The 26,107-nt window shown below is 65.4% G+C and carries 18 protein-coding genes; 7 read left to right on the forward strand and 11 right to left on the reverse strand.

The genetic code is table 11. The features are described 5' to 3' along the window. Positions 1 to 3 precede the first annotated feature (3 nt). From ACVJ5M_RS39740 to ACVJ5M_RS39755, 4 genes are all read right to left on the reverse strand, one after another. Positions 4 to 1,008 (reverse strand): zinc-dependent alcohol dehydrogenase family protein, encoded by a 1,005-nt coding sequence (locus tag ACVJ5M_RS39740; RefSeq protein WP_063985363.1) that lies wholly within the window; start codon positions 1,006 to 1,008, stop codon positions 4 to 6. A gap of 8 nt (positions 1,009 to 1,016) precedes the next feature. Then, positions 1,017 to 1,844 carry a carbohydrate ABC transporter permease gene (locus ACVJ5M_RS39745; RefSeq protein WP_063985364.1) on the reverse strand — a complete coding sequence of 276 codons (828 nt, stop codon included), beginning with the start codon at positions 1,842 to 1,844 and terminating at the stop codon, positions 1,017 to 1,019. Positions 1,845 to 1,848: 4 nt separating this feature from the next. After that, positions 1,849 to 2,736 carry a carbohydrate ABC transporter permease gene (locus ACVJ5M_RS39750; protein WP_063986668.1) on the reverse strand — a complete coding sequence of 296 codons (888 nt, stop codon included), beginning with the start codon at positions 2,734 to 2,736 and terminating at the stop codon, positions 1,849 to 1,851. 61 nt (positions 2,737 to 2,797) lie between these two features. Continuing rightward, entirely contained in the window at positions 2,798 to 4,099 is a 1,302-nt protein-coding gene (locus ACVJ5M_RS39755; RefSeq protein ID WP_063986669.1) for an ABC transporter substrate-binding protein, read from the reverse strand. Between the two features lie 192 nt (positions 4,100 to 4,291). On the opposite strand from ACVJ5M_RS39755, the gene ACVJ5M_RS39760 reads away from it, so the two are divergent. Both ACVJ5M_RS39760 and ACVJ5M_RS39765 read left to right on the forward strand, forming a co-directional pair. Then, positions 4,292 to 5,332, forward strand: coding sequence for a LacI family DNA-binding transcriptional regulator (locus tag ACVJ5M_RS39760; RefSeq protein WP_063985365.1), 1,041 nt, complete (start codon positions 4,292 to 4,294; stop codon positions 5,330 to 5,332). A gap of 10 nt (positions 5,333 to 5,342) precedes the next feature. Beyond that, the gene (locus ACVJ5M_RS39765) at positions 5,343 to 6,077 is read left to right on the forward strand and encodes an SDR family NAD(P)-dependent oxidoreductase (RefSeq protein WP_063985366.1); all 735 of its coding nucleotides are present in this window, start codon (positions 5,343 to 5,345) and stop codon (positions 6,075 to 6,077) included. Positions 6,078 to 6,085: 8 nt separating this feature from the next. Here ACVJ5M_RS39765 and ACVJ5M_RS39770 read toward each other — a convergent pair whose 3' ends face one another. Further along, positions 6,086 to 7,522: a lipopolysaccharide biosynthesis protein gene (locus ACVJ5M_RS39770; RefSeq protein ID WP_063985367.1), complete on the reverse strand. Its 1,437-nt coding sequence runs from the start codon at positions 7,520 to 7,522 to the stop codon at positions 6,086 to 6,088. A 353-nt stretch (positions 7,523 to 7,875) separates the two neighbouring features. Between ACVJ5M_RS39770 and ACVJ5M_RS39775 the strand changes: the two genes are divergently transcribed. Beyond that, complete coding sequence (locus tag ACVJ5M_RS39775; protein WP_063985368.1) at positions 7,876 to 8,943, forward strand: endo-1,4-beta-xylanase; 1,068 nt, start codon at positions 7,876 to 7,878, stop codon at positions 8,941 to 8,943. Positions 8,944 to 8,952: 9 nt separating this feature from the next. Here the strand turns inward: ACVJ5M_RS39775 and ACVJ5M_RS39780 are convergent, their stop codons facing one another. The 3 genes from ACVJ5M_RS39780 to ACVJ5M_RS39790 form a co-directional block, all read right to left on the reverse strand. Then, positions 8,953 to 9,906 (reverse strand): DUF6492 family protein, encoded by a 954-nt coding sequence (locus ACVJ5M_RS39780; RefSeq protein WP_063986670.1) that lies wholly within the window; start codon positions 9,904 to 9,906, stop codon positions 8,953 to 8,955. A 95-nt stretch (positions 9,907 to 10,001) separates the two neighbouring features. After that, entirely contained in the window at positions 10,002 to 10,796 is a 795-nt protein-coding gene (locus tag ACVJ5M_RS39785; RefSeq protein WP_063985369.1) for a protein-L-isoaspartate O-methyltransferase family protein, read from the reverse strand. Then, complete coding sequence (locus tag ACVJ5M_RS39790) at positions 10,793 to 14,263, reverse strand: ATP-binding protein (protein WP_063985370.1); 3,471 nt, start codon at positions 14,261 to 14,263, stop codon at positions 10,793 to 10,795. Before ACVJ5M_RS39790 ends, ACVJ5M_RS39785 begins: the two co-directional genes overlap by 4 nt. Before the next feature lie 135 nt (positions 14,264 to 14,398). On the opposite strand from ACVJ5M_RS39790, the gene ACVJ5M_RS39795 reads away from it, so the two are divergent. The 4 genes from ACVJ5M_RS39795 (at position 14,399) to ACVJ5M_RS39810 (ending at position 23,097) form a co-directional block, all read left to right on the forward strand. Further along, entirely contained in the window at positions 14,399 to 20,842 is a 6,444-nt protein-coding gene (locus ACVJ5M_RS39795) for a non-ribosomal peptide synthetase (RefSeq protein ID WP_063985371.1), read from the forward strand. Between the two features lie 142 nt (positions 20,843 to 20,984). After that, a complete protein-coding gene (locus ACVJ5M_RS39800) occupies positions 20,985 to 21,155 on the forward strand; it encodes a hypothetical protein (protein WP_014497648.1) in 171 nt (56 codons plus the stop codon). Positions 21,156 to 21,388: 233 nt separating this feature from the next. Continuing rightward, positions 21,389 to 22,120, forward strand: a complete 732-nt coding sequence (locus ACVJ5M_RS39805; RefSeq protein ID WP_014497649.1) for a 4'-phosphopantetheinyl transferase family protein — start codon at positions 21,389 to 21,391, stop codon at positions 22,118 to 22,120. Further along, complete coding sequence (locus ACVJ5M_RS39810; protein ID WP_063985372.1) at positions 22,117 to 23,097, forward strand: LLM class flavin-dependent oxidoreductase; 981 nt, start codon at positions 22,117 to 22,119, stop codon at positions 23,095 to 23,097. Before ACVJ5M_RS39805 ends, ACVJ5M_RS39810 begins: the two co-directional genes overlap by 4 nt. Here the strand turns inward: ACVJ5M_RS39810 and ACVJ5M_RS39815 are convergent. From ACVJ5M_RS39815 to ACVJ5M_RS39825, 3 genes are read right to left on the reverse strand one after another with little or no spacing between them, the layout of a single operon-like run. Next, positions 23,094 to 23,933, reverse strand: coding sequence for an ABC transporter ATP-binding protein (locus tag ACVJ5M_RS39815; protein ID WP_063985373.1), 840 nt, complete (start codon positions 23,931 to 23,933; stop codon positions 23,094 to 23,096). The two genes, ACVJ5M_RS39810 and ACVJ5M_RS39815, sit on opposite strands and share 4 nt — an antisense overlap. Further along, a complete protein-coding gene (locus tag ACVJ5M_RS39820; RefSeq protein ID WP_063985374.1) occupies positions 23,930 to 24,730 on the reverse strand; it encodes an ABC transporter permease in 801 nt (266 codons plus the stop codon). The genes ACVJ5M_RS39815 and ACVJ5M_RS39820 overlap by 4 nt, the downstream gene beginning before the upstream one ends. 4 nt (positions 24,731 to 24,734) lie before the next feature. Beyond that, entirely contained in the window at positions 24,735 to 26,099 is a 1,365-nt protein-coding gene (locus tag ACVJ5M_RS39825) for an ABC transporter substrate-binding protein (protein WP_187388095.1), read from the reverse strand. Positions 26,100 to 26,107 lie beyond the last annotated feature (8 nt).

Below are 26,107 nucleotides of genomic sequence, written 5' to 3' on the forward strand. Positions count from 1 at the left end.
CGCTCAGTCCAGCGCCAGCACGGGCTTGATCAGCTCGCCCTTGGCGAAGCGGGCGAAATTCTCTGGCAGAGCCGACAGGCCGAACTCGCCATCGACCAGGACGCGGTATTCGTCCTTGTACTTGCGCAGCAGTTCGACATTCGGCTCGAAATCCGAGACCGGGAAGTAGAAGGTCCGGATCATGTAAAAATCCTTGCGGCGGAAGACCTTGCCTTCCTCGATGGTCCAGGGCGCGGCGTTCTCGCCGACCAGCACCAGCGCACCGCGCGGCAGGACCAGCTCGATGCCGAGGTTGCGCGCCGCATGGGCGCCGGAGCATTCCATGATGAGGGCAAAGCGCTTCGAAGTGTCGCCGACGGGATGCGCCTTCGCGCCGAAGGATTGGGCGATCTTCAGGCGTGTGGCGTTGGGATCGGCGACGTAGATGTCGTCGTAGCCGAGCGCGCGGAGCGCCAGCACGACGCCAAGGCCGACGGGCCCCGCACCCATCACGAGGACCGGCCCCGCCTCATTCGGCGGCACGACGCGGCTGACGAAGCGCACGGCGTGGCCTGACGTGCCGATGGTGTCGAGCAGCAGCGGCGCAAGGCTGTCCTCGATATCATCGGGCACCGGCAGCAGGCAGTTTTCCGGCACCGGCACATATTCGGCATAGCCGCCCGGCCTGTTCCAGCCGATCAGACTGGAGACGTCCAGGCACATCTGGGTGTCGCCGCGCTTGCAAGCGGCGCAGTGACCGCAGTGCAAAGGGATATAGACGGCGCAGCGGCGGCCGTGCAGGCGATGACCGGGCTGCTCGACCACGCCAAAGATCTCGTGGCCGGCGGTGAACTCGGCGCCCTTGTGCCAGAGCTTGAAGTCGGAGCCGCACAGCGCAGTGCGCGAGACGCGGACGAGCACTTCACCTGGGCCGACATCGGGCATCGCGACGCGCTCGATGGTGATACGGTCATTGCCGTGGAAGACCGCGGCCTGCATGATCGAATTCGGACGGGGCGACACGTTCATTTCGATACCTAGCCTTTCACCGCACCGAGCGTCAGTCCGGACACCAGCCAGCGCTGAACCAGGGCCGCCAGCACCAGCGGCGGCAACGCGATCAGCGTTGCAGCCGCCATGAGGGCGCCCCATTGCGTCGAGCCTTCGCCGATGAAGTTGAAGGCCGCCGCGATCAGCGTCTTGGTGTCGCCGTTGGAGAGCACCAGCGCAAACAGGAAGTAGTTCCACGAAAACACGAAGGCCAGGATCGCCGAGACGGCGACGCCTGATGCCACCAGCGGCAGCGCGATGCGCCAGAGGATGCGCGTGGCGCTGCACCCATCCACCTGCGCCGCCTCGAACACGCTGCGCGGAATGCCGTCGAAGGACGGCAGCAAAACCCAGATCACGATCGGCAGCGTGATGACGGCGTGGCTGAGGATCAGCGCGGTGTAGGAGCCGATCATGCCGACCTGCCGGAACATCACGTACCACGGCAGCAGGAACAACGTGCCGGGCGCCATGCGCGCGGCGAGCGTCAGGATGGCCGGCCACGAAATCCGCGTCCAGGAGACGGCGAAGGCAGCAGGAATTCCAAACAGCAGACCGAGCGCGGTCGAGCCAACGGTGACGATGAGACTGTTGAGCGCGTAGCTGAGGAACGGCGTGGTCCTGGTCAGCTCGACATAGTTTTCCAGCGTCGGCGAGAAGCTCAGCGTCGGCGGATACGCGGTGACCTCGAACGACGGCTTGAACGAGGACAGCACCATCCAGACCGTCGGCGCCATGATGAGCACGCCGGCGAGCAGGAGCTGCACCGTGTTGAGCCAGCGGATCCAGCGGTCGGTGTTGGCGGCATCGTTCATGACATCACCAGGCCACCGCGCCGCGGAGGCGATTGAAGGCGAGCACGGCGCCGAACACGATCGCCGTCAGCGTCAGCATCAGGGCACTGGCATAGCCGATGTTGAAGAATTCGAAGCCGACCCGGAAGCCGTAGATGTTGAGCGTGTTCGAGGCGTTGCCCGGGCCGCCCTGGGTCGTGATGTAGATGATGTCGAAGAAGCGCAGCAGATCGACGCTGCGCAGGATCGCCGCGGTGACGATGGTCGGCAGCAGCAGCGGCAGCGTGATGCGCTGGAAAGTCCTGAATGGAGACGCGCCGTCGATCTGCGCCGCCTCGTAGACGCTCGGCGGCAGGGATTGCAGGCCGCCCAGCACGATCAGGGCGACATAAGGCGTCCACTGCCAGCTGTCGATCAGAGCCACGGTAGGAATGACCCAGGTCGGCGAGGCCAGCCAGTCCGACGGCGGCAGGCCGAACGACTGGAGGATATAGTTGGCAGCACCGAGCGACGGATCGAGGATCACCAGCCACATCATGCCCGCCACCACCGGCGGCATCATGAAGGGCGAAATGAACAACGAGCGCACGATCCCCGGCAGCCGCTTGGCGTGGAACAGCACCAGCGCCAACCAGACGCCGAAGACGAGCTGCAGCACCAAGGACAGCACGAATAGCGCAATGGTGATCCACAGCCCGTGCCAGAATTCGTAATCGGAGATCAGCTTCGAATAATTGGCGAGGCCAGCGAAGGACTGCTTGCCGGTCGAGGAGAAGGTCTGGAAGCCGAGCCAGATCGTATAGACGACCGGAAACGCGATCATCGCGACCGTGAAGACCACGGCCGGCGCCGATAGGGCCGCCATCTCCAGCTTCTGCCGGTCCTGCGTGAGTGTCGCAGCCGTATCAGACATGCGTTCGTATCCTCGATCGAGTTGGGTGCCGGCAGGCAGCAAGCCTGCCGGCATGAGGCCGTTAGTTCAGCGCGATTAGCGCATCCAGGGCCTTGTCGGCATCCGCGCAAGCCTGATCGACGGTCTTCTGCTTCAGGATCAGATCTTGCACCGCCTGCCCGATGAACTCGCGCGATTGCGGATTGGCGACGATGGGATAGCCGACCTCGGAGGAGCCCTTGGTGGCGAGCACGTCGAGCGCGGCCTGCCATTCCTTCCGCACCGGCTCCTCGTCGATCCACTTGCGATATTCAGGATCCTTGGCGACCGACGGACGCGGCGGGGCAATGCCCTGAAGCGCCATCTTCTTCTGCACCTCGGGGCTGGTCGCCCACTGCACGAAGTACCAGGCCGCATCCGGCTGCTTGCTGTGCGAGGACACTGCCATGCCCCAGCCGATCGTGGTCGGCACCTGGCCGGCATCGCCCGCCGGGAACGGCAGCAGGCCGGTGTCCTTCAGGCGCGCGCCGCCTTCCATCACCGTGCGCAATTCATTCGACGACTCAAACGCCATCGCGGCGCGGCCGCCGCGGTAGAGCGCCGAAATCTGCTGGAAGCTGTAGTTGACGACGCCAGGCGGTCCGAAATCGCGCAGCAGCCGGCTATAGGTGTCGAGCGCTTCCTTGCCCTTGGCTGAGCAGAGGTTCGACTTGCCGTTTGCGACATAGCTGCCGCCGACATTGTGCAGCATGTTGCTGAAGGTATAGGCGATCGCGGGCTTGAGGCCGCGCGAGACGAACGGCGTCACCGTGCTGTCGCAGCTCTTGATCTTCTCGGCAGCGGCCTCGACGTCCTTGATCGTCTTCGGCGCCTCGAGGCCGCACTTTTTGAAGATGTCGGTGCGGTAATAGAAGATCGGGCCTTCGATGTTCATAGGCATGCTGGTCAGCTTGCCGCCGAAGGTCGCGGCCTTCAGCAGGGCCTGGCTCAATCCGTTGGGGTCGTATTCCTTGGCCACCTCGTTCTTGGCCATCGCGGTGAGATCGCCGTACCAGCCGGCGGCGGCGAACTGCTCGCCCTCGCGCGAGGGCAGCGTCATGAACACGTCCACCTCGTCGCTGTTCGCATTCATGACGGTCACCAGACGCTGGCGCATCTGCTGCTCCTGATAGCCGTCGACCTTGAGGGTCATGCCGGTCAGCTTCTCGAAATCGGCCTTGTAGGTCAGCAGCGCCTGCGACACCGGATTGTTGTTGGCGAGAAAGGTGACGGTCTTGCCCTTGAACTTCATCCAGTCGAAATCGGCGGCGTGCGCCTGCGCGGTCGCCGCAGCAATCGCGAGAACGGGCAACGCGACGTGGGTCGCGAGCATCCTGGCCTTCATCGAACTCTCCTCCCGGCTGGCCGCCTTAAGCTGGCGGACCATTTTGAAAACGTTTGAGCAGCGCTTGAAAACGGTTACAAAATAGACCTCGCATTCGCCGTGTCAAGCGATGGACAAGCCGCACAATCTGCGGCAGATTTGCGACATTGCCGCTACCATGCGGTTCGCTACGCCCGATGTAACGTTACATTCATGAGACTGACCAACGCCAAGTCTGTGAAACAGGGCATCCGCGCCGTGGCGGCCCGCGCCGGCGTCTCGACGGCATCGGTCTCGCGCGCCCTCAACAACCCCGACGCGGTGAGCCCTTCCTTGCGGGCGCGTATCGAGCAGGCCATCGACGCGCTCGGCTACATCCCGCATGCGCCGGCGCGCATCCTGTCGTCACGCCGCTCGCGCACGCTTGGCGCAATCGTTCCAACGATCGACAACACGATGTTCGCGCGCGGCATCGCCTCGCTGCAGCAATATCTGTCGTCGGTCGGATACATGCTGTTTCTCACCACGAGCGGCTACGATCTCGACGTCGAATTGCAGCAGGCGCGCAATCTGATCAGCCGCGGTGTCGACGGCCTCGTGCTGCGCGGCGATTGCCATCACGACGGATTGCGCAAGCTGCTGGCGGACAATGCCGTACCGTTCATCAATGTCGGCATCTACCAGCCCGACCGGCCCTATCCTTGCGTCGGCACCGACAACGAAGCCGCCGCCCATCGCGCCGCCGCGCATGTCATCGAGCTCGGCCATCGCCGCATCGGGATCGTCTCGGCGCTCCAGCGCAACAACGACCGCGCCAGCGCGCGCGTCGCCGGTTTTCGCCGCGCGCTGACGGAGAACGGGCTCGAATTGCCTTCGCAATGGCATGTCGAGGTGCCCTATACGCTGGACGACGCGCGCGAGGCGGCGCGCTATCTCCTGGGCCTCGAGGACCGTCCGACAGCCGTTGTCTGCGGCAACGACGTCATCGCCTATGGCGTGCTGCTCGAAGCCGAGCGCAGCGGTTTTTCGGTGCCGCGTGACCTATCGGTGGTCGGCTTCGACGACCTCGACTGGAGCCGGCATTTGCGGCCGAGCCTGACCACGATCCACGTACCGACCGGAGAAACCTGGCAGCGCGCCGGCGAATATCTGGTGCGCAGCCTCGCCGGCGAGCAGACCATCATGCATCGCGAGATCGACTTCTCGCTGGTCGTCCGCGAGTCGACGGCTGCGCCTCCGAAATCCCTGAAGTGAGACATTCCCGATGAATCCGAATTTTTCTCTCGCCCCCGGCTTTCATGCCGTCGTGATCGGCGGCGCCGGTGACATTGGCGCCGCCATCAGCAATCAATTCTGCGATCTGGGTGCGACAGTGACAGCAACGGGTGCGAACGAGGCCGATCTTGCCCGCACCCTCCTCAAACCGCGCGCGGGTCTCACGCTCGCGACGCTCGATGTCACCGATGACGAGGCCGTCACGTCCTTCGCCCGGAAACACAAGCGCGTCGACGCGCTGATCAACTGCGCCGGTATTCTCGCGCGCGACAAGGAATTCGAGATCGAGACCTTCATAAAGGTGCTCGACGTCAATCTCACCGGCACGTTCCGGACCTGCATGGCCTTTCATCCCCTGCTCGCGGAGCAGACGGGATCGATCGTCAACATAGCTTCGATGAACGCGACGCTGGCGCTGCCGCGGATTCCCGCCTATTGCGCCAGCAAGGGCGGCGTCGTGATGCTGACCAAGGCGCTGGCTTTGAAGTGGGCCGAAGAAGGCATCCGCGTCAACGCGGTCGCGCCCGGCTATATCGAAACCGCGATCAACGCCGCCGGCCGCAGCGACCTTGCGCATTATCGGCGCATCGCCGACCGCACTGCCTTCAAGCGCTGGGGACATCCGGAGGACATTGCCGGCGCCGTTGCCTTCCTCTGCATGCCGGCTTCGCAATATGCGACCGGCACCGTCATTGCCGTGGATGGCGGCTTTCTGGCGGGGTAGCGCGGGTTCTATACGCCCAGCGCCTTGCGATTGAACGTCCGCAGGAAGCGCAGCGACAACGTCCGCACATTCGCGACGTTGAGCAGCCAGGCCGCAGCGGCGTAAGCAACCCCGCCCGCGGAGCTGACGACCATCAACGCCACGATACCGGTACCGCCGACCTGTGTCCGCGCAATGAGGATGGCGCCCGCCATCGCCGCAGCCGAAGCCGCAACGCCGGCGAGGCGGTTGACGTCGAACGGCACGGGATGGGCGCGGTGCATCAGGGCGACGGCGACGACGAAGCCGAGCGCTTCGGTGGCGAGGGTGGCGAGCGCTGCGCCGTAAAGGCCGTAGCCGGCGACCAGCGCAAACATCAGTGCCACGCTCAAAACGAGCGTGAGGAACGACTGCGCCGCCAGCATGAACGGCCGCTCGGCGAGCTGGAAGCTGATCTGCACATAGAATTGATTGGCGATGCCGAAGAAGCGCGCGAGCACCAGCGTCGGCAGCAGCGCCGACACGCCGGCGCGGAAATCGACGCCGACGAGCGTGCCCGCGACCTGGTCGGCCGCGAGCGCGAGCCAGACGGCGACGGGTGCGACGACGACGAGCAGCAACTCGAGGCTCTCGCTCAGCCGCTCCCGCGTCGTCTCGCTGTTCTTCTCGGATAGTGAGCGGAACACCAGCGGCACGGTTGCCGCGGCGACGCTGGAGGCGATCATCACCATGAACTGGCGCGGCAAATCGGCGGCGACGCCGAAAATGCCGGCGGCGTCCTTGCCGAGCAAATAGGCTACGATGAGCCGGTCGCAGGCCGAATAGACCGCAACGGACAATCCGGCCAGCGTCAGCGGCAGGCCGTAGCGCGCCAGCTGCATGAACTGGCTGCGCTGGAAGCGCGCGATCTTCGTGCGGTCGCCGACGAGATTGAGAATGATGCCGGTGAGCGAGCCCAGACCGAACGCGGCGAGCAGTCCCAACCCACCCCAGCCGAGCCAGATGCCGAGCAGGCCAAAGCCGACGCTCGACACGCTGCGGACGATCGAGATCGCCGCGAACCTATAGGGGCGCAATTTGGCGCGTTCGAATTCCTGGCCGACATCGACGGCATTGGCCATGATCGCCACGAACATGCTGGCGAGCAGCAGCTCGACGCTGAGGTCGCTGCGGAACAGAATGACCAGCGGCGTGGTGGCGCAGAGGACCGCGGCCGTCAGCCCGAAGGCGACCATCGCCGTGCCGCGAAAATCAACCTCCGCCGACATCGCCTGATAGCGGGACACCGACAGCTTGATCCAGGCGAAGAAGATCGCGCCCAATATGCCGGCAAGGCTGATGCCGACGACATAAACGCCGTACTCGGCCGGCGTCAGCAGCCGCGTGTAGGCCGTGACCGCAAAGAAACCCACCGCTGCGGGCAGGATGTAGGCGACGAGATAAATCGAGAAATGGCGGTTCAGCATGCGAGCACAGGACCGGCAACGGTGTTGCGATGGTGACGGCCGTTAATCAATGACCTTGGCGGGGCGAACAAACTGCGCCGCAGCATCTCTCAAGAGTGTCACATAAGTCTGCAGATCGGGCGGCGAATGAGGCTGGAAGGCCGCTTTCGCGCGTTAGCGTTAAATTTGTCCTTTCCCTGGGGCGGTTCGAGCGATCACGACACGAAACCCTGATCCAGACTGGAACAGCGATGCAGCGCCACGCGCGTTGCGCACCGGACATCCGCAAAGGTTAACCCAACGACAGGAAACCCCGGCGTCGCAAGGCGCCGCTTGGTACGATGGCGCGTTGGTTCCCAAAGGAACGTCCCACCGTGACCAGGCTCGACAGACGCGAATTTCTCCTCGGCAGCGCCGCAGCACTCGCGGCGGGGGCATCGGCGTCCGCCGCACCGGCATCAAAACTCGCGCAGCGCCGTCCGGGCTTTGGCGCTGCGGCGACGCTCTGGGACCTGCAAGCCGATCCCAGGCTCGGCGAAGCCATCAGCACCTATTGCACCCAGGTGGTGCCGGTGCTCGAGCTGAAATGGCCGATGCTGCGGCCGAACGCGCACACGTTCAACTTCGAGCGCGCCGACGCGATTCTGGATTTCGCCAGGGAGAACGATCTGACGATGCGCGGCCACGCGCTCGCCTGGTATCACGACATTCCGGACTGGACCAAGCAGATCAAGGACACCAAGGACGTCGAGCGCGCCTATGTCGACCACATCGGCACCGTCGTGTCCTATTACAAGGACAAGCTGACGTCGTGGGACGTCGTCAACGAGCCGATCCCGGACAATCCGAAGAAGATCACCGACCGGCGCGACACGTTCTGGACGCAGCATCTGGGCAACCGCTGGATTCCGCTGGCCTTCCGCACAGCGGCCGCGGCCGATCCCTTCGTCAAGCTCGCGATCAACGAATATGACATCGAGTCGGCGAAGGACTCGTTCATTGCCAAGCGCGCGGCGTACCGCAACCTGATCATGGACCTGCTCGACCAGGGCGTGCCACTGCACGCCGTAGGCCTGCAATCGCATCTGCATGCCGAGCTCGAGATCGACACGCATGGGCTCGCCGAATTCGTCACCGAGTTGCGCTCCTGGGGCCTCGATGTGCTCGTCACCGAGCTCGATGTCGACGACCAGAAGCTGACAGGCAATCCGGCGGAGCGCGACGCCATCGTCGCCAAGCGCGTCGACGACCTCCTGACCGCGATCTCGACCAGCGGCCCGGTGCGCTCGATCCTGACCTGGGGCCTCTCGGATCGCTATAGCTGGATCAACGGCACCTTCGCCCGCGCGGACAAGCAGCCGAACCGCCCCTTGCCGCTCGACGGCGAGTTCAAGCCGAAGCCGTTCATGGACGTCATCAGCAAGTTCACGAGAGACGCCTGAGACGCGGCCTTAGCGCGTCTTCGCCGGCACTTCGAATTCGGCCGCATCACCCATATCTTCAGGAGACAGGCTCGGGCTGCGTCGATCCCGCGAGCTAAGGCGGAACACGTCGCGGATGTCGTCGATCGAGGTCGACGAATAGGACTGGATGCAGAGCGCGACCTGTTCGGGCGAGGCCGCGCCCATCATCGCTTCGATGGCGGGACGGTCGAGGGGCGTGTCGTCCCAATGCGAGACCGCAATGCTGTCTTCGGTGACCCGATGGGTGGCCAGATGCGCGGGCGAGTTCGCGACGAAGTGTCCGTACATCAGATACTCCGAGAACTTCTTCTTCCGGCACAGCGCCAGAACCCAGTTCAAGCCCGTCGCCGCCTTGATGGCGTCGGTCATCGCGCGCGCGGTGTCCCGGTCCCAGACCAGCGCGTTGCCGACATAGTCGTCGGCGGGGAACGAGCGCTCCTTGATACCGAGAAGCTGATCGACAGTGCGCAGCCACAGGCCGTGCAACGGATGGTCGGCGCCGATGTCCTTCGGGGTGACGAACAGCGGCGTCTTCTCGGCGCCGGCATATTGGCCGACGTCGAATTCGCGGAAGAACAGATTGTCCGAGTCCAGGATGCAGACGCGCTGCTCGGATGCGTTGAGCACGCCGGCGATCTTCAGGATCTGCTGGATGTGCCAACCATGCACCGGCGACGACAGCAGCGACAGCCAGACCCGGCGCTTGCTGAGGAACTGAAGCGCCGGCGGCAGCGCCCACAGCCATTTCGGCAGATAATTCGAGGCCGGAACGATGACGCGCTTGTCGGACGCGAACCGCGCGAACAGCGGCACGTCCTCATCGTTAACGAGAACATAATGCCGCGTGTATCCCGAGAGCCAGGTGTCGATGCTCTCGCTGAGCAGCGAAAAGCGTTCGATATCCTTGGCGTAGCTGGCGGTCAGCAGGGCAACGGAATGCATGGAGCGCGCTCGAATGGCCATCAAGCCGCACTCATAGCCGCACCGCGAGATGCTGGAAACTCACAAACGGAATCAAGGTAAAACGAAACCAAGCATTAGCCATCCGACGGCAGCCCCTGCTCGATGGCGCGAAAACGCAGTGGCGCCAGCGCGGAGGCGCGCTGCCACCAGTCGGCGACGCGGTCGTCCAGTGCGGTCACACCGCGACCCTGGCCGGGGAAGATCCGGATCTGCTGCACCGCCTCGGCCTCGAACCCCCTGCCCTTGCGCGTGATCTTGAGGGCGGCGCCCTCGCGGTCGCGCTGCGTCAGCGGCGCCAGGAGGCGGCCGTGCGGGCGGAGCGACTGAAGCCAGAGCGGATGCGGGTGCGGGAAGCCGGCATGCACGATGATCACGTCGGCGGGCTCGCCGATCTCCTCGCATCCATCGCCATGCACGACCTCGACATTGCGATAGGGGCGAAGGTAATTCGCGGCACGCGCCGCAAGCCGCCCGTCGCATTCGATTGCATGCACCGTGCCCTTGGGCCCCACGATCTTCGACAACACCGCGGAAAAATAGCCGAGACCGCAGCCGATCTGGACCACGCGGTCCTTCTCCCCGACGTCGAGCAGATCGATGAAGTGCGCCCACAGGCTCGGCAGCCCGGTGTCGAGCTTGCGGCGCGCATCGATCGCGACCAGCACATTGTCGTAGAGATGAACGGGATCGGCATCCGGCGTCAGCCGGTAGCCGCGCGCCGCCTCGCTCTTGATACGCCAGGGTCCCTTCGCCAGAAAATCCTCGCGCGGGATGGCGGCGAGCGCTTCGAGCAGGCGTGGTGAGGAGATCCGCTCTCGCTTCGCAATCAACTCGACGTAGCGCGCACGCGCGGCGGCAAGATCGCTCATTTCATCGCATCGGCCTGTTCAAGGACGGGCACGTCTCCGCCGAGCTCGCTGAGGAGCTGCATCGCCTGCTTCAGGTCCGGAGTATAAAAGCCCTCGCTGAACTTGCCGACGATCGGCAAAAGCAGAAGACTTGCGTGCTCGCGCTTGCCGGCTTGGTGCGACAGCCGCGCAAGGCTGACGGCGGTCCGAAGCTCCCATGACAGCGCGCCCTGCTTGCGCGCGGTCTCCAGCGACAGGGCGAACAGGTCCTCGGCCTCCTGCACCGATGCCGGATCACCGTCCGACATCGTGATCTCGCCCTGCAGCCGATAGACCTCGGCGAGATAGGAGTGATCGCCGGTCCGTCTCGCGGTCGCGAGCGCGCCGTCCAGCGCGCGCAAGGCGGCATCGCGCATCCCGACCTTGGCATAGGCTTCCGCAAGCAGGCAGCGGAACCAGCAGCCGGCGAGCCAGGAATCCATCGCCTCGTATTCGTCGAGGCCGAGGCGCATCTGGCTGAGACCTTCGTCGGCCTCGCCGAGCTGGGCCAGCGCCCAGCCGCGCAGGATCGCCGCCTGCTGCTTCCAGTGCAGGAAATTGTGCTCAGTGGCGATGATCATGGCGCGGTTGGCGTGGTCGCGCGTACCCTCGACGTCGCGCAAATGCTGGCACAGATAGGCGCCGAACACGAGCGCGAAGGCGAGCGTGAAGGGATGGCGGATCTTCTCGGCATTCGCGATCGCCTGCTCGCTGTGCTGGCGCGCCGCGTCCGGCCGGCCGAGGAACCAGAGGAGATAGCCGAGATAGGACAGCGAAACGACGCCGGGATCGGTACCGTGCCGCTCCATCAGATCGGAGTGCAGATCGGGACTGTAGAGGTTGATGCAGCGGTGCAGATGGTGCTGGGAGGCGGCAAAACGGCCGCGATAGAGCATCGTCATCGCGATCGAGCGGTGCGCCTCGATCAGATAGCCGGTCTGCTGCGCCGGCTGCGTGCGCTCGTTCAGCCGCTCGCGCTTGGCGAACTTCAACAGCTCGACACTGAGATCGTGCGCGCGGCTGAGATCGGCACGGATGAAATGGCAGACCCAGAGCCCACGCGTGGCGGCGAAGGCCTTCTCGTCGTCGTCGAGCTGCTGACCGAGCTCGAGCGCGCGGATGTAGTTTTCCTCGACCTCCTGCACGGCGTAGCCCTTGGCGGCAATCAAAGCGTTGCCGAGCGCGATGCGCAGCTCCAGCTCCATCTCGTCGGCGCCCTGCATGCGCGCATTGGCCTGCACGACGCTCAAGCCCCGGCGCAAATGCCCGATCGCCTCCAGATTGGCGCCGCTCTTGGCCGCCTGCTTGCCGGCCTTGAGCCAGAAGCTGGCGGCGCCCTCGCTCTGGCCGGATTCGGTGAGGTGATGGGCCAGCAGCTCCGGTTCGCGCTCGGTCTTCTCCGGATACATCTCGGCGAGCACCTGCGCGATCCGCGAATGCAGCTTGCGCCGCTCACTGTGCAGCAGGCTGTCGTGCGCGGCGTTCTGGATCATCACGTGCTTGAAGGAGTAGAGCGCGCCGGGCGGATGGCCGCGGCGCATGATCAACCCGGCCTCCTCCAGATGATTGAGCGCGGCCTCGATCTGCTCCGCCGGCGTATTGGCGACCGCGTGCAGCGTCGCGTAGGAGAACTCGCGACCGATGGTGGCGCCGATCTGCGCGATGCGCTTGAACGGTCCCATCCGGTCCAGCCGCGCCATCAGCGAGTCGGTGAGGGTCGCCGGGATCGCGAGCTGCCGCCATGGGCCCGACAGCACGTAGCGCCCGTGCCGCTCGGTCAGGAGGTTGGATTCGAGAACGGTCTTGGTCAGCTCTTCCAGGAACAGCGGCACGCCGTCGGTCTTGACGATGATCTCCTCGACCACCTCCTTGGGAAGCTCGCGGCCCGCGACGCGCTCGACCAGCGTCGTGCGCAGCTGCCGGCTCAGGCGGTTCAGCACCAGCGTGGTGATGTGCGAATGCGCGTTCCAGCTCGGCTGGAATTCGGAGCGCGCGGTGATGATGACAAGGACCGGCTGGTTCTGCACCCGGGCGACGAGGAGGTCGATCACCTCGCGGGAGGTCGGGTCGATCCAGTGCAGATCCTCAAGCGCGATCACCAGCGGCATGTCGCGCGCAAGGCCGAGGAAATGATTGACCAGCGCGGCGACGGTCGCATCCTTCTGCTGCTGCGGTGACAGGTCGAGCGGCGGATAGCGGTCTCCGGTCGGGATCGACAGCAGCGCGGCAAACAGCGGCGTGACCTGCTCGATGTCGCCATGGGCGGCGGCGATCGCGGTCTCCAGACCCGCCAGCGACGTCGCGGATGGATCCTCGCGGTCGAGGCCGAGCGAGAATTTGAGCTGCTCGGAGAACGGATAGAACGCCGTGGAGGTGTAGTAGGGCGAGCACTGGAACGAGACGTGTCCATGGCGGTCGCCCGCGATCCGGTCGAATATCTCCTGGATGATGCGCGACTTGCCGATGCCGGGCTCGCCGAACTTGACCACGACCTGGCCGTCGCCGTCCTTGACCTGCTGCCAGCGCCCCATCAGCAGCGCGATCTCTTCCTCGCGGTTGACGAGCGGCGTCAACCGCCCGCCCATGGAAGCGGCGAAGCGGGTCTCCGCCCGCGAGGCGCGCACCACGTGCCAGGCCTGCGTCTTCTCCGAGATGCCCTTCAGCGCATGGACACCGAGATTGCGGTAGTCGAACTTGCCCTTCAGCAGCGACTGTGTCGAGGCCGAGATCACGACGCCGTTGGGCGGCGCCAGACCTTGCAGGCGTGCGGCGAGATTGACGGTTTCTCCGACCGCGGAATCGCGCTCCTCGGTGCCTTGGCCAACGAGGTCGCCGACCACGACGAGACCGGTTGCGATCCCGATGCGGACGGCGGGGGCGTGGCTCAGCGCACCGCGCGGCTCGATCGCGCGCGCGGTCGACAGCACCCGCACGATCTCGAGCCCGGCGCGCACCGATCGCTCGGCATCGTCCTCATGCGCGGTCGGATAGCCGAAATAGACAAGGATACCGTCGCCGACGAAGCGCGCGGCAAACCCTTCGTAATGCTTCACCACGCGGACGCAGGTCTCGCGAAAGCTCGCGATCATGTCGCGCACGTCTTCCGGATCGAACTGCACCGACAGCGAGGTCGAATCCACCATGTCGCAGAACATGGTGGTGAGCTGACGCCGTTCGGCACCGACTTCCGCCCGGACTTGCGGGCGCGCGGCCGTATCGGGCTTCTCGGCGGTCTCAGCGTGGAATAGCGCCGACATCGCGCGCTGAAGCCGCTTGCGATCGCCGAGCGGCAATCCGAGCTCGACCAGGTCGGATTCCGTCAGGTCCCCCATCACATCGAGATCGAGGCGGTGCTGCGCGAAGAGATCGGTGTAATGTCCAAGACCGACGCCTTCGAGCCAGCGCTTCAACCCGCCTTCCGTCCCCGTAACAGGTTCATTCTCCAGCATGGTGATTCTGCCCGACCTTCACTCCGTCGAAGGGCTTTAGGCCCCTCAACCACAGATTTTGGGGCCCGAACTTCACCTCAGACTGGACGCGTTCCCTAAGTCTTGGGAAGAATAGCTCAATCAGATCAAAAGGGAATGGCATTGTCCCACATTGCATCCGTAGCGGGAGAGGATTCGGACAGCGCAGGCGCCGAAACCAGGACGTTTGCCGATATCGGCGGCCTTCTCGACTTTTATGCGCGCAAGACCCCGTCGGCACCAGCTCTCCTCGCGCCGGGCCGGCCGGCCCTCACCTACGGCAAGCTGGGTGAGTTGATCCAGCAACTGGTCCGCACCCTGCGGGGGCTTGGCATTGCCCCTGCCGACCGGATTGCCGTTGCGCTGCCGCGCGGCGCCGACAGCGCGCTGGCGCTGATCGCGGTCGCCTCGGCCGGCGCCTGCGTCCCCGTCAATCCCGATCTGACGGCCGACGAGCTGCAGCGCTATTTCAGCGAATTGAAGCTGACCGCGCTCGTCACCCGGGCCGACATGAATTCACCAAGTCGTGACGTTGCCAAGGCACTCGATATCGCGGTGATCGATTTCGTGCCGGGGCCGAACGACAATCTCGGCGGCTGCGCGTTCATCGGCCCGGCAGTCGGGCCGGCCAGCACGAGCGGCGCCTCGCGCGGCGACGATGACGCCTTCATCCTGTTGACGTCAGGCACGGCGGCGCGGCCGAAAATGGTGCCGCTGACGCAGCGCAATGTGTGCCTGTCCGCATACAATGCCGGCCGCGTGCTGTCGCTCGCAGCCCACGACCGCCTGCTCAACGCCCTGCCGCTGTTTCACGCCCATGGTCTGATCTCCGGCCTGCTGACGGCGCTGGCCGCGGGCTCCAGCGTGATCTGCACCAACGGTTTCGACGCGTTGTCCTTCTTCAGCTGGATGCGGGAGCTGCGACCGACCTGGTACACGGCGGTGCCGACCATCCATCGCGCGCTGCTGACGGCGGCCGAGGCCGACCCGGACCGCGCCCGGTCGTCGTCGCTGCGCGTGATCCGCTCGGCCTCATCCTCGCTCGCGCCTGCGATCCTGAACGGGCTGGAGGCGATGTTCGGCGTTCCCGTGCTCGAGACCTACGGCATGACGGAAGCAGCCTCGCAGATCTCCGCCAATCCGTTCGAGCTGCGCAAGGTCGGATCGGTCGGCCGCGCTGCGGGCCCCGAGATCGCGATCATGGACGGGGCGGGCCGCACGCTTGCGAGCGGCGAGCATGGCGAGATCATGCTGCGCGGGCCGAACATGAGCCGCGGCTATTATAATGACGAGGCGACGACACGGGCCGCCTTCCGCAACGGCTGGTTCCGGACCGGCGACCTCGGCTATCTCGACGCCGACGGCTACCTCTTCATCGTCGGCCGCATCAAGGACGTCATCAACCGCGGCGGGCAGAAGATCTCGCCCCTGGAGGTCGAAGAGGTCCTGCTGAGCCATCCAGCGGTGCTGGAGGCCGGCGTGTTCGCCGTCCCGCATCAGAAGCTCGGCGAAAACGTCGCCGCCGTCGTGGTGCTGCGCCCGAACTCCGAAGCAACTCCGGACCAGCTTCGGCAGTTCGCGCGCAAACGACTTGCGGCCTACAAGGTACCGAGCCTGATCCGCGGCGTGGCCGCACTGCCGAAAGGCGCGAGCGGCAAGGTCAAGCGCAACGCGCTGGCCGATCTGATCGCAACCGCGGAGCATGGCGTCGAAGCGCAATTGCCGCGCAACGCGCTGGAGACCCAGCTCGCGGGGATCTGGGCCGGTCTGTTGGAACTGCCGCAGGTCGGCATCGATCAGGATGTCTTTGCGCTCGGCGCGGACTCGCTCGCGGCGACGCAGATGCGCTCGCGCTTGCGCGAACGCTTCAATGTCGACTTCTCCTTCGAGGACATCTTCGATTGTGCCACGGTCTCGGCGCTTGCGGCCCGGATCGAGACCGCCACAACCCATCGCGAGACGATGGTGCCCGCATGGCGCCAGGCGGCGGCAGCAGACGCGCCGCTGTCGTTCCAGCAGCAGCGGATGTATGTGCTCTCGCGGCTCGATCCGACCCGCTACAATTACAACGTCGTCGAAGTCGCGGTTCTCAAGGGCCTGCTCGACGTCGCCGCGCTTTCTGCGAGCCTCGCCTCGATCTGCGCGCGCCACGAGGCGCTGCGCTCGGTCTTCATCGAACGCGAGGGCGAGCCGGCGCAGCGGGTGCTGCAATCACCACCGCGATTCGAGCGGATCAAGCTCAAGCCCTGCGCCGCGGACAAGCAGGGCGCAATCATCCGGCGCGAGGCGCTTGAGCTCGCGCAATATCCGTTCGACCTGGCGCGTGAGCCGCCGCTGAAGGTCACCCTGCTGTCGTTCGACAAATCCAGCCACGCGCTGGTGGTCAACGTCCATCACCTCGTCACCGACGGCTGGTCGCAACGGCTGTTCTGGGAGGAGCTTGCCGCCCATTATTCCGCTGCACGCAAGGCAAGCGCCGTGACGTTACCCTCGCCCGCCTTCCAGTATCGCGACTTTGCGCTATGGCAGCAGAGCTGGGCTCAGACGCCGGCGGCGAAGGAGCAGCTCGATTACTGGCGGACCCAGCTCGACGGTGTCACCACGCTGCCGCTGCGGACCGACCGGCCACGACCGGAGGTCTGGAGCGGTCACGGCGCCCGTCACTATCTCGAATTCTCCAAGGCACTGTCGGCCGATCTGCGCGCGCTCAGCCAGGACCAGGGCGTCACGCCTTTCATGACGCTGCTCGCGGCTTTCCAGTGCCTGCTGTTCCGCCACACCGGACACGAGGATGTCGCGACGGGATCGCTGATCGCCAACCGCAACCAGATCGAGAGCGAGCGATTGATCGGGCTGTTCGCCAACACCCTGATCCTGCGCAACGATTTTGGCGGCGATCCGGGCTTTGGCGAGATGTTGCGGCGGGTACGGCAGGTCACGCTGGATGCCTACCGCAACCAGGACCTTCCGATCGAGGAAGTGCTGCGCGCGCTGCAGATCGCGCGCCGGAGCGATGGCAATCCGCTGTTCCGGATCATGTTCATCCTCCAGAACGCCTCGATCGAGGCGGCACGTTTCCCCGGCCTGTCGACGCGGCGGCTGGAGGTCGACCCGAAGGTCGCGCGCTTCGACATCACGCTCGAACTGGTCGAGGCCGACGGCCGCTTCACCGGCTTCTTCGAATACGCCACCGATCTGTTCGACGCGGCGACCATCGAAGGCATGGCCGCTCAGTTCAAGACCCTGCTCAAGGCCGTGATCGCCAATCCGGAGCAGCGCATCTCGCGCCTGCCGCTCCTGACGGAGGCCGAACGCCGGCAGTTGCTGGCGAAAGGCCAGGGCGTGGTGGCCAATTTCACCGCGCGCGGCAATCTTTGCGAGCGCCTCGAGCGCCAGGCGAAGAAGACACCGAACGCAATCGCGGTAACGGACGGACACACCTCCCTGACCTATCGGGAGCTCGCCCGCCGCAGCCAAGCGGCCGCACGCTGGCTCGCGCGCGAAGGTGTCGGCGCCGAGAGCGTTGTCGCCTTGCTTGCGGATCGCGGGCCCGACCTGCTCGCCGCGATGATCGCCGCGCAGCGCGTGGGCGCAGCCTTCCTCAATCTCGATCCCGACCAGCCGCCGGCGCGGCTTGCGACCATCCTCGGATCGAGCTGCGCCCGCATGCTGCTGACCGGGCGCGCCCAGTCGGCCATGGTCGAGGCCCTGCTCGGACCGCTGGTCGAGCGCATCCATGTCGCCGAGCTCGAGGACGCGATCGCACCCGGATCGACCAGGCCTGCCCGCGCCGCGCGGCGCGCAGCCGCGAGCCTCGCCTATCTCATCTACACATCCGGCTCCTCCGGCGCGCCGAAGGGCGTCATGATCGAGCAGCGCGGGCTGTCGAACCATCTGGCGTCGCTCATTTCCGAGCTCGGCCTTACGGCGAGCGACGTGATCGCCCAGACTGCGCCGCAGAGCTTTGTCATCTCGGTCTGGCAGTTCCTTGCCGGTCCCATGGTCGGCGCGCGCGTCCATGTCTGTGCCCACGCAATCGTGCAGGACCCGATCCTGCTCGCGCGGGAGATCGAGCGTGAAGGCATCAGCGTGCTCGAGATCGTGCCGTCGCTGCTGCGGGTGATCCTCGACCGCATGGACGACGCGCAGGTCCAGCGCGCCTTTGCGGGATTGCGGCTCCTGATCTCGACCGGCGAGCCGCTGCCGGTCGATCTCTGCCGCGCCTGGTTCGCCCGCTGCCCGAAGGTGCCGCTGATCAACGCCTATGGCGCGTCGGAATGTTCCGACGACGTCTCGCTGCATCGCCTGACCAAGGCGCCGGCGGCGACGACGAGCAACGTCCCGGTCGGCGCGCCGCTGCCCAACACCCAGCTCCATGTGCTCGATCAAAACCTCCAGCCGCTGCCGGTCGGCGTGACCGGCGAGCTCTGCGTCGGCGGCGCCGGTGTCGGCCGCGGCTACATCAACGATCCCGCGCAGAGCCGGCAGCGCTTCCTGCCGGATCCGTTCGCACGCCAGGCCGGCGGGCGGCTGTACCGGACCGGCGACCTCGCACGCCGCCGCGCCGACGGCACCATCGAATGCCTCGGCCGCGCCGACCATCAGGTCAAGGTCCGGGGCTACCGTATCGAGCTCAAGGAGATCGAGAACGCGCTTGCCGACCATCCTGCGGTGCGCGCCGGCATCGTCGAGCCGCGCCGCGAGGCGAGCGGCGATGTCAGGTTGATTGCCCATATCGTCGCAAGGGCCGGCAGCCAGAGCAGCGCCAGCGAGCTGCGCGACTTCCTGAAGAGCCGGTTGCCGGGCCATGCCATCCCGTCCGCATTCCTGTTCCTGGACCAGATGCCGCTCAATGCCCATGGCAAGATCGACCGGTCGGCGCTGCTGGCGCCCGCGCAGCAGGACGTCTCCGGACCGGACGCCGCCGTGCCGGCGCGGCACTTCACCGAAAAAGTGCTCTCGGACATCTGGGTCGACCTGCTGAAGGTCGAGAGCCTCGGCGTGACCGATAATTTCTTCGATCTCGGCGGCCATTCGCTGCTGGCGGGCCAGGCGATGGCGCGCGTCGCCCGTGCGCTCGGCGTGTCGCTGCCGATCAAGACCATCTTCGAGGCTCCGACGATCGAAGAACTCGCCCGGCGGGTTGACGAGGCCGTGGCAGCAAAGCCGCGCAAGCCGGCAACAGGCATGCTGCGGCCTGCTGAAAGCGGGCTCCCAACGCTCTCGATCGCACAGGACCAGATGATGCGGATCGAGCAGAACCTGCCGGGCCTGCCGCTGTTCAACCTGCCCTTTGCCTTCCGCCTCCAGGGCCCGCTCGATCCGACCACCCTCGCGCAGGCGTTCGGCGACATCGTGCGCCGCCACGAATCGCTGCAGACCGGGTTCGGCCGGAGCGGCGAAGAGCCCGTCAGTCGCATCGCCACACCCGGCGAGCTCGGACCGGCCCTCACGATCGAGGTCATCGGCGACGGACGTCCCCACGACAACAAGCGGCGCAAAGCCCTCGAACTCAGGAAGATCGACCTCCTGATCGAGCAGGAGACCTACGCCCCGTTCGACACTGCGCGGCCGCCGCTGTTGCGGGCGCGGCTGTTGCGGCTCCATGCCGACGATCATGTGCTGCTGCTGACGCTGCATCATGCCATTGCCGACGGCTGGTCGATCGGCGTGCTGTTCGAGGAGCTGTCCAACCGCTATGCGGCGCTGGCCGGGCGTCCGTCCGTGCCGCTGCCGAAACTACCGCTGGCCTTTTCGGACGTCGCCCGCTGGCAGCGCTGGTGGCGCGGCACGGACGCCGCCCGCCGCCAGGCCGCCGACTGGACGGAGAATCTGCGCGGCGCGACCCCCGTCTTCGACGGTGAAGCAAGCCCCGGCGCGTCCACCGGGCATCACCCCGTCAGCCTCGAGCGCGAGCTGATCGGCCGGCTCACGGCGTTCGCCGGCCGGCATAACAGCACGCTGTTCATGTGCCTTCTCACCGGCCTGAAAGCCCTGCTGCTGGCGCAGAGCGGCCGCAACGACATCTCGGTCGCCACCGCCATGGCCAATCGTGCCCAGCCGGATACCGACCGGATCGTCGGTCCGTTCGAGAACACGGTGATCGTCCGTACCCGAATCACGCCGGAGCTGTCATTCGCGCAAGCCCTGGCCCGGGTGCGCCAGAGCGTGCTCGACGCGCATGCGCGCCAGGAGCTGCCGTTCAACATCCTGGCCGACCATCTGGAGCAGGAGGGGATCGATCCGGCCTCGCTGCTCCAAGTCTATTTCACCCTGCAAAATCCGCTGCGCCAGCCGCTCGATCTGGCTGACGTCACGATCGAATCGATCGGCAACGTCGCGCGCGAAGGCCAGCCGGTGCTGCCGATCGACCAGACCTGGCTGTCGCTGATGCTCAAGGAACGCCCCACCGGAATCACCGGCTCATGCAATTACAAGGGCGAGCTGCTCGATGGCCGCAGGATCGGTGAGTGGATGGCGCATCTCGTCGCGCTGCTGGATGCGGCCGTCGCCCACCCCAACACACCGCTCGGCCGATTACTCGCTCGCAGGGCGGCATGACCGGCTGTACGGGACGGGAGAACACAGGTTCACTCGCCAAAGCTGTGCATGACCAAGTTGCATCTTGATTATTTGGCGCCAGCGCGCAAGATTATTCCCTCGATTTGATTTGGACGATTATTTTCAACCGGGGGAGTATGTTATGGGTTTCATCAAATTTACCAAGGGTACCTCGTTGAGCGACAAGGACCGCAAGGCCCTGCAAAAGCTGCTGGGCGCCGAGAAGAAGAAGCTCCAGTCCGCGCTCAAGGATGTCGATGCCAGCCTTTCGATGCTGGGCGGAGCGAAGAAAGCCAAGAAGAAGAAGAAGTAAGGATCGTCGGCCGGGACGCCGCACGAATCCTCAGGCTTCACTTTCCGGATATGGGCCGCTCGCTTGTCGAGTTGGGGTCTCGCACAAGCTTGCGCCTGTAAACTGGCCTGCAAATCGACAAGAAATTGCCCGGGTGGACCGTTAGAAGCGGTCCGCTCAGTTGATTCTTGCTCAGTTGATTCTTCCGTCAGGGCCGGAGACTTGGCCTCCGCCTGACGCCATGGGCCTTATTGATGGCAGACGACAGAATTGAACTGTTTGTCGGACTGATCGAGACCATTGACGCTCCGGGCGCAGTCGATGCGTGCCGGCGCCTACTCTCGGTCGACGAACGGATCCGCGCCGACCGCTTCATGTTCGAGCGGCACCGGCGGCAGTATATCTTCGCGCACGCGATGCTGCGCCTGGCGCTGTCGCAGGCCGCGCCGAACGTCGCACCCACCGATTGGTCCTTCGGGGCCGGTCGCTACGGGCGGCCGTTTGTCGCGGCGCCCGCGACCTCGACCGCGCTGCATTTCAGCCTGTCCCATGCCGATGGCTGCGTTGCCTGCGTCGTCTCCGGGCATGAGACCGTCGGCGTCGACGTCGAAACCGTGTCACGGCGTGTCGCGCCACTGTCCACCGCGCTTCGCTTCTTTGCGCCGGAGGAGGTCGAAACGTTGCGCGGACTGCCGGAGCCCGCCGCGATCGAGCGCTTTTTCGACTATTGGACGCTCAAGGAGGCCTATCTGAAGGCAAGGGGCTTTGGGCTCAATCTGCCGCTCGACGCTTTCGCGATGCAGGTGTCCCGCGAGGCCATCGAGATCAGCTTCAAGCCCGATATCGCCGACGATCCGCATGCATGGCGCTTCTCGCTGTGCTCGCCGTCGCCCTCGCATCGCCTCGCGATCGCCGACGGCTCCCGCGCGCACGGCGGCCTTCCCATCACCCGCAATTCCTGGCCGTTCCAGGAAGCGGCTGAATGACGCCCCCGCGGCTGCGCGTCTTTCCCGCGATCTCGCGCAACCGCGATCCCAAGAAATATGTCGGCGAGCTGATGCGGGTGGCACAGTTCGCCGACCGCAACGGCTTCGAAGGCATCCTGCTGTTCGAAGGCAACGACGTGTTCGTCGAGCCCTGGGCGATGGCCCAGCACATCATGGGTGAGACCACGCGAAGCTCGCCGCTGATCGCGGTCAATCCGGTCTACATGCACCCGTTCGCCGCGGCAAAATTCGTCTCGTCCTTTGCGCAGCTCCACGGCCGCAAGGTCTATCTCAACATGATCACGGGGACCGCGGTCAGCGATTTGCAGGGGCTGGGCGACGAGCAGTCGCATGCGGACCGCTACGTCCGGCTCGGCGAATTCGTCGCGCTGATGCGCCAATTGCTGGAAAGCCCTCGCCCGGTGAATTTCGACGGCCGGTTCTACCGCGCAAGCAATCTGCAACTTCGCCCGCGCCTGCCGGCGGAGCTGATGCCGGAATTCCTGGTCGCGGGCCAGTCGGAGGCGGCGCAGCGCGTGGCGAAGGAGACCGGCTGCATCAAGATGCAGATGCTGCCGCCCGATCTCGATCGCGGCCTCGATGCGCCCGGAATGAACTTTGGCATCTTCGCCCGCGAGGGACGCGACGAGGCACGGCAGGCGGCAACGGCGCGTTTCCGTGACAATGCCGATGATCGCGAGCTGCTCGCGCTCACCGTGGAGAACAGCGATTCCGTGTGGAAGCGGCGGCTCTATGACGGCCAGAGCGGCGAGCTCGCCGACAATGGCTACTGGCTGCTGCCGTACCTCACCTTCCAGGCCGACTGCCCCTATCTCGTCGGCAGCTACACCGAGATCGGCGCAAAGCTGAGGGATTTTGCGGCGAAGGGCCTGACCACGATCATGCTCGACATGGTCGCCGACGAGGCCGAGATGCAGCACGTCCGCAAGGCGCTCGCGGCGAGCGGGATGTTCTAGGACGTCACGCCGAGCGGACTGAGCCGTGCCAGCGGCTCGCTGCCTTCCGGCCGTCGCAAAAGCTGCATGACATGCCGCTTCAGGCGCACGAATTCGGGTTCGGTGACGAGATCGTGGCTCCGCGGCCGCGCAAACGGCAGCACGATGTCCTCGATCACCCGGCCGGGTCTTGCGCTCATCACGACGATGCGATCGGCGAGAAACAATGCCTCGTCGATGTCGTGGGTGACGAAGACCGTGGTGGTCGGGATCTTGCTCCAGATGTCGAGCAGGACCTCCTGCATCATGCCGCGCGTCTGCGCGTCGAGCGCGCTGAAGGGCTCGTCCATCAGCAGCACCCGCGGCTGGTTGATCAGGACCCGCGCGATTTCCACGCGCTGCTGCATACCGCCCGACAATTGCGCGGGATAGAACGCCTCGAAGCCGGAAAGGCCGACCAGCTTCAGGATCGCGTCGGCGGCGCGGTCGCGCTCCCTCCTCCCGAGACCCCGCATCTTCGGGCCGAAGGCGACATTGTCACGCACCCCCTTCCAGGGAAACAGCGTGTGCTGCTGAAACACCATGCCCCGGTCCGGGCTCGGGCTCTGGACCTGCTGGCCGTCGACCGTGAGACGGCCAGCCGTGATCGGCAAATGCCCGGCCAGCGCGCCGAGCAGCGTGGATTTTCCGCAGCCGGAGGGACCGAGGATGCAGACGAGCTCGCCCGGCGCAATCGCGACATCGAGACCGCTGACCGCTTCGAATGCATCGCCGCCCGATCCGAGCGAAATCGAGACATCGGCGAAGTCGATCCGACCGACGCTGTTCGTGCCGATATCCGCGACCCGGATGTTCATCGCGCCACCTTCGGGCTACGCCAGGGCATCAGAAGCCGCCCGGCCGTCGTCAGCAGCCAGCTCGATCCCATGCCGAGCAGGCCGATGATCAGCATGCCGACGATGATGTCGGCGTAGTTCTGGAGCGTGTAGGCTTCCCAAGTGTAATAGCCGATGCCGAACTGGCCTGAGATCATCTCCGCGGTGACGAGGCAGAACCACGAGGTGCCCATGCCGATTGCAAGCCCGGTGACGATGCTGGGCGCGGCGTCCGGCAGCACGACCTCCCTCAGGATCGCCAACTCCCCCGCGCCGAGGCTGCGGGCGGAGGCAACCAGCCGGCGGTCGACATTCGCGACACCGTGGACGGTGTTCAGCACGATCGGAAACAAGGCACCGATGAAGGTGATGTAGATCATCGAGAGTTCGGACGACGGAAAGATCAGGATCGACAGCGGTATCCATGCCACCGCCGGTATCGGCCGCAGCAATTCCAGCGGCGGCAGCAAAAGATCGCTCGCGGCGCGTGACCGGCCGATGGCAAAACCAAGGATCACGCCGATCACGACCGCCGCCCCGTAGCCCGCGAACACCCGCCAGAGGCTACTGGTGATATGTGCCGTCAATTTCGGCGAACGAAACAGGGCGAGCGCGGATTGAGCGACCTCGACCGGCGGCGGCACGTTGCGGAAGGTCACGATCCCCAGATTGAGATGCGTGGTCGAAGCGACCTGCCAAAGGGCGATGCAGGCCAGGATCGAAAGGCCGCGGACCATCCAGCGGATGCCCGCAGGTCGCGCCGGGATAGCGGTGGCCATCGCCTCACCGGCTCGCGACGAGGGACTCGCGCGCGGCCGCGAAGTCGAGCACCGCGCCACCGTTCTTCTTCGACCAGCCCTCGGCCGCCTGCTTGAGCAGGAACGCGCTCAGCTCGCCCTTGGACGACCGCACGAACCAGGCCTGGTTTGCAAACAGCTTGATGCCGCTCTCGCGATCCTGAGCGTAGACGACGCGGATGGTCTTGCCGTCCTTCTCGAGGCCGGCGAGCGCCTTGAGCGCGTTCTCGGGCGAGGCATAGTGGCGTACATGAGCCTCGTCCTTGACCCAGATCTGCGCGACGCGGCTGAAGTCGCTGATCTGGTCGCCCGTTGCGGCGTCCTTGGCACGAAGCGGAAGCTGCGCGTAGTTCTTCAGTTCGGAGTCGTAATCGCGTCCCGCCTGCGCCGCCGCGATACGGATGAACTTGTCGGTCACGAACTGGTTGATATCGAGATCACTGTCCGCGCGCTTGAGCAGCTTCAGCGTCTTGATCGAGGTTGCGACCGCCTGGCGGTACTCCGGCTTCCAGGTCACATCGCGGGTCTGGAGACCGAGCGGTCCGTGAAAGAGGTAGTCGACCTCCGCCTCGATGCCGGTCACCTTCGCGATCAGTTCGCTGTACTTCTCCGGCTCTTCCGCGATCAGGCGATCCGCTTCCAGCGCTGCGCGCAGATAGGCGACGACGATCTCGGGATATTTCTCGGCATAATCGGCATCGACCAGCCCGCCGTGGAATGTCGGGGCATTGGCCTGCGCGCCGTCAAAGATCTTGCGCGCGAAGCCGCGCCACGGGAACAGTTCGGCGAACGGAACGAAGTCGGCATGCGCCTCGATCTTGCCGGCCTGCAAGGCCGGCCCCGCAACCTCCGGCGCCTGCGTGATGATGTTGACGTCGGTCTCGGGATTCCAGCCCTTGGCCTCGATCGCGCGGAGCAGCATGCCGTGCGAGGTCGAGGCGAAGGGAACCGAGATGGTCTTGCCCTTGAGCTCATCGAGCGATTGCACCGGCGAGCTCGACGGCACCACGATGCCGTTGCCACTGCCCTTGGTGCTGCCGGACAGCACGCTGATGAAGAGGCTACGGCGTCCGGCCTTCTGGAACGCCACGCCGTTCAGCGAGCCCGGAAAGTCAGCCATCGCGCCGAAATCGAGCTTGCCTGCGACCATCTCGTTGGTGAGCGGCGCGCCGCTCGTAAAATTCTTCCACTGGATGTCGTAGGTGACATCCTTGTACTTGCCGTCATGTGGCAGAAATTTCTCAAGCAGCTTGAGCTCGCGAATGAGCAGTCCGCCGGTCGCGCAATTGATCGTCGTGTCCTGCGTCCCGACTGCCACACGGATCGTCTCCGCCTGGGTCGGCGCGAACATCGCAACAG

This window comes from Bradyrhizobium sp. S3.7.6 (assembly GCF_054061875.1).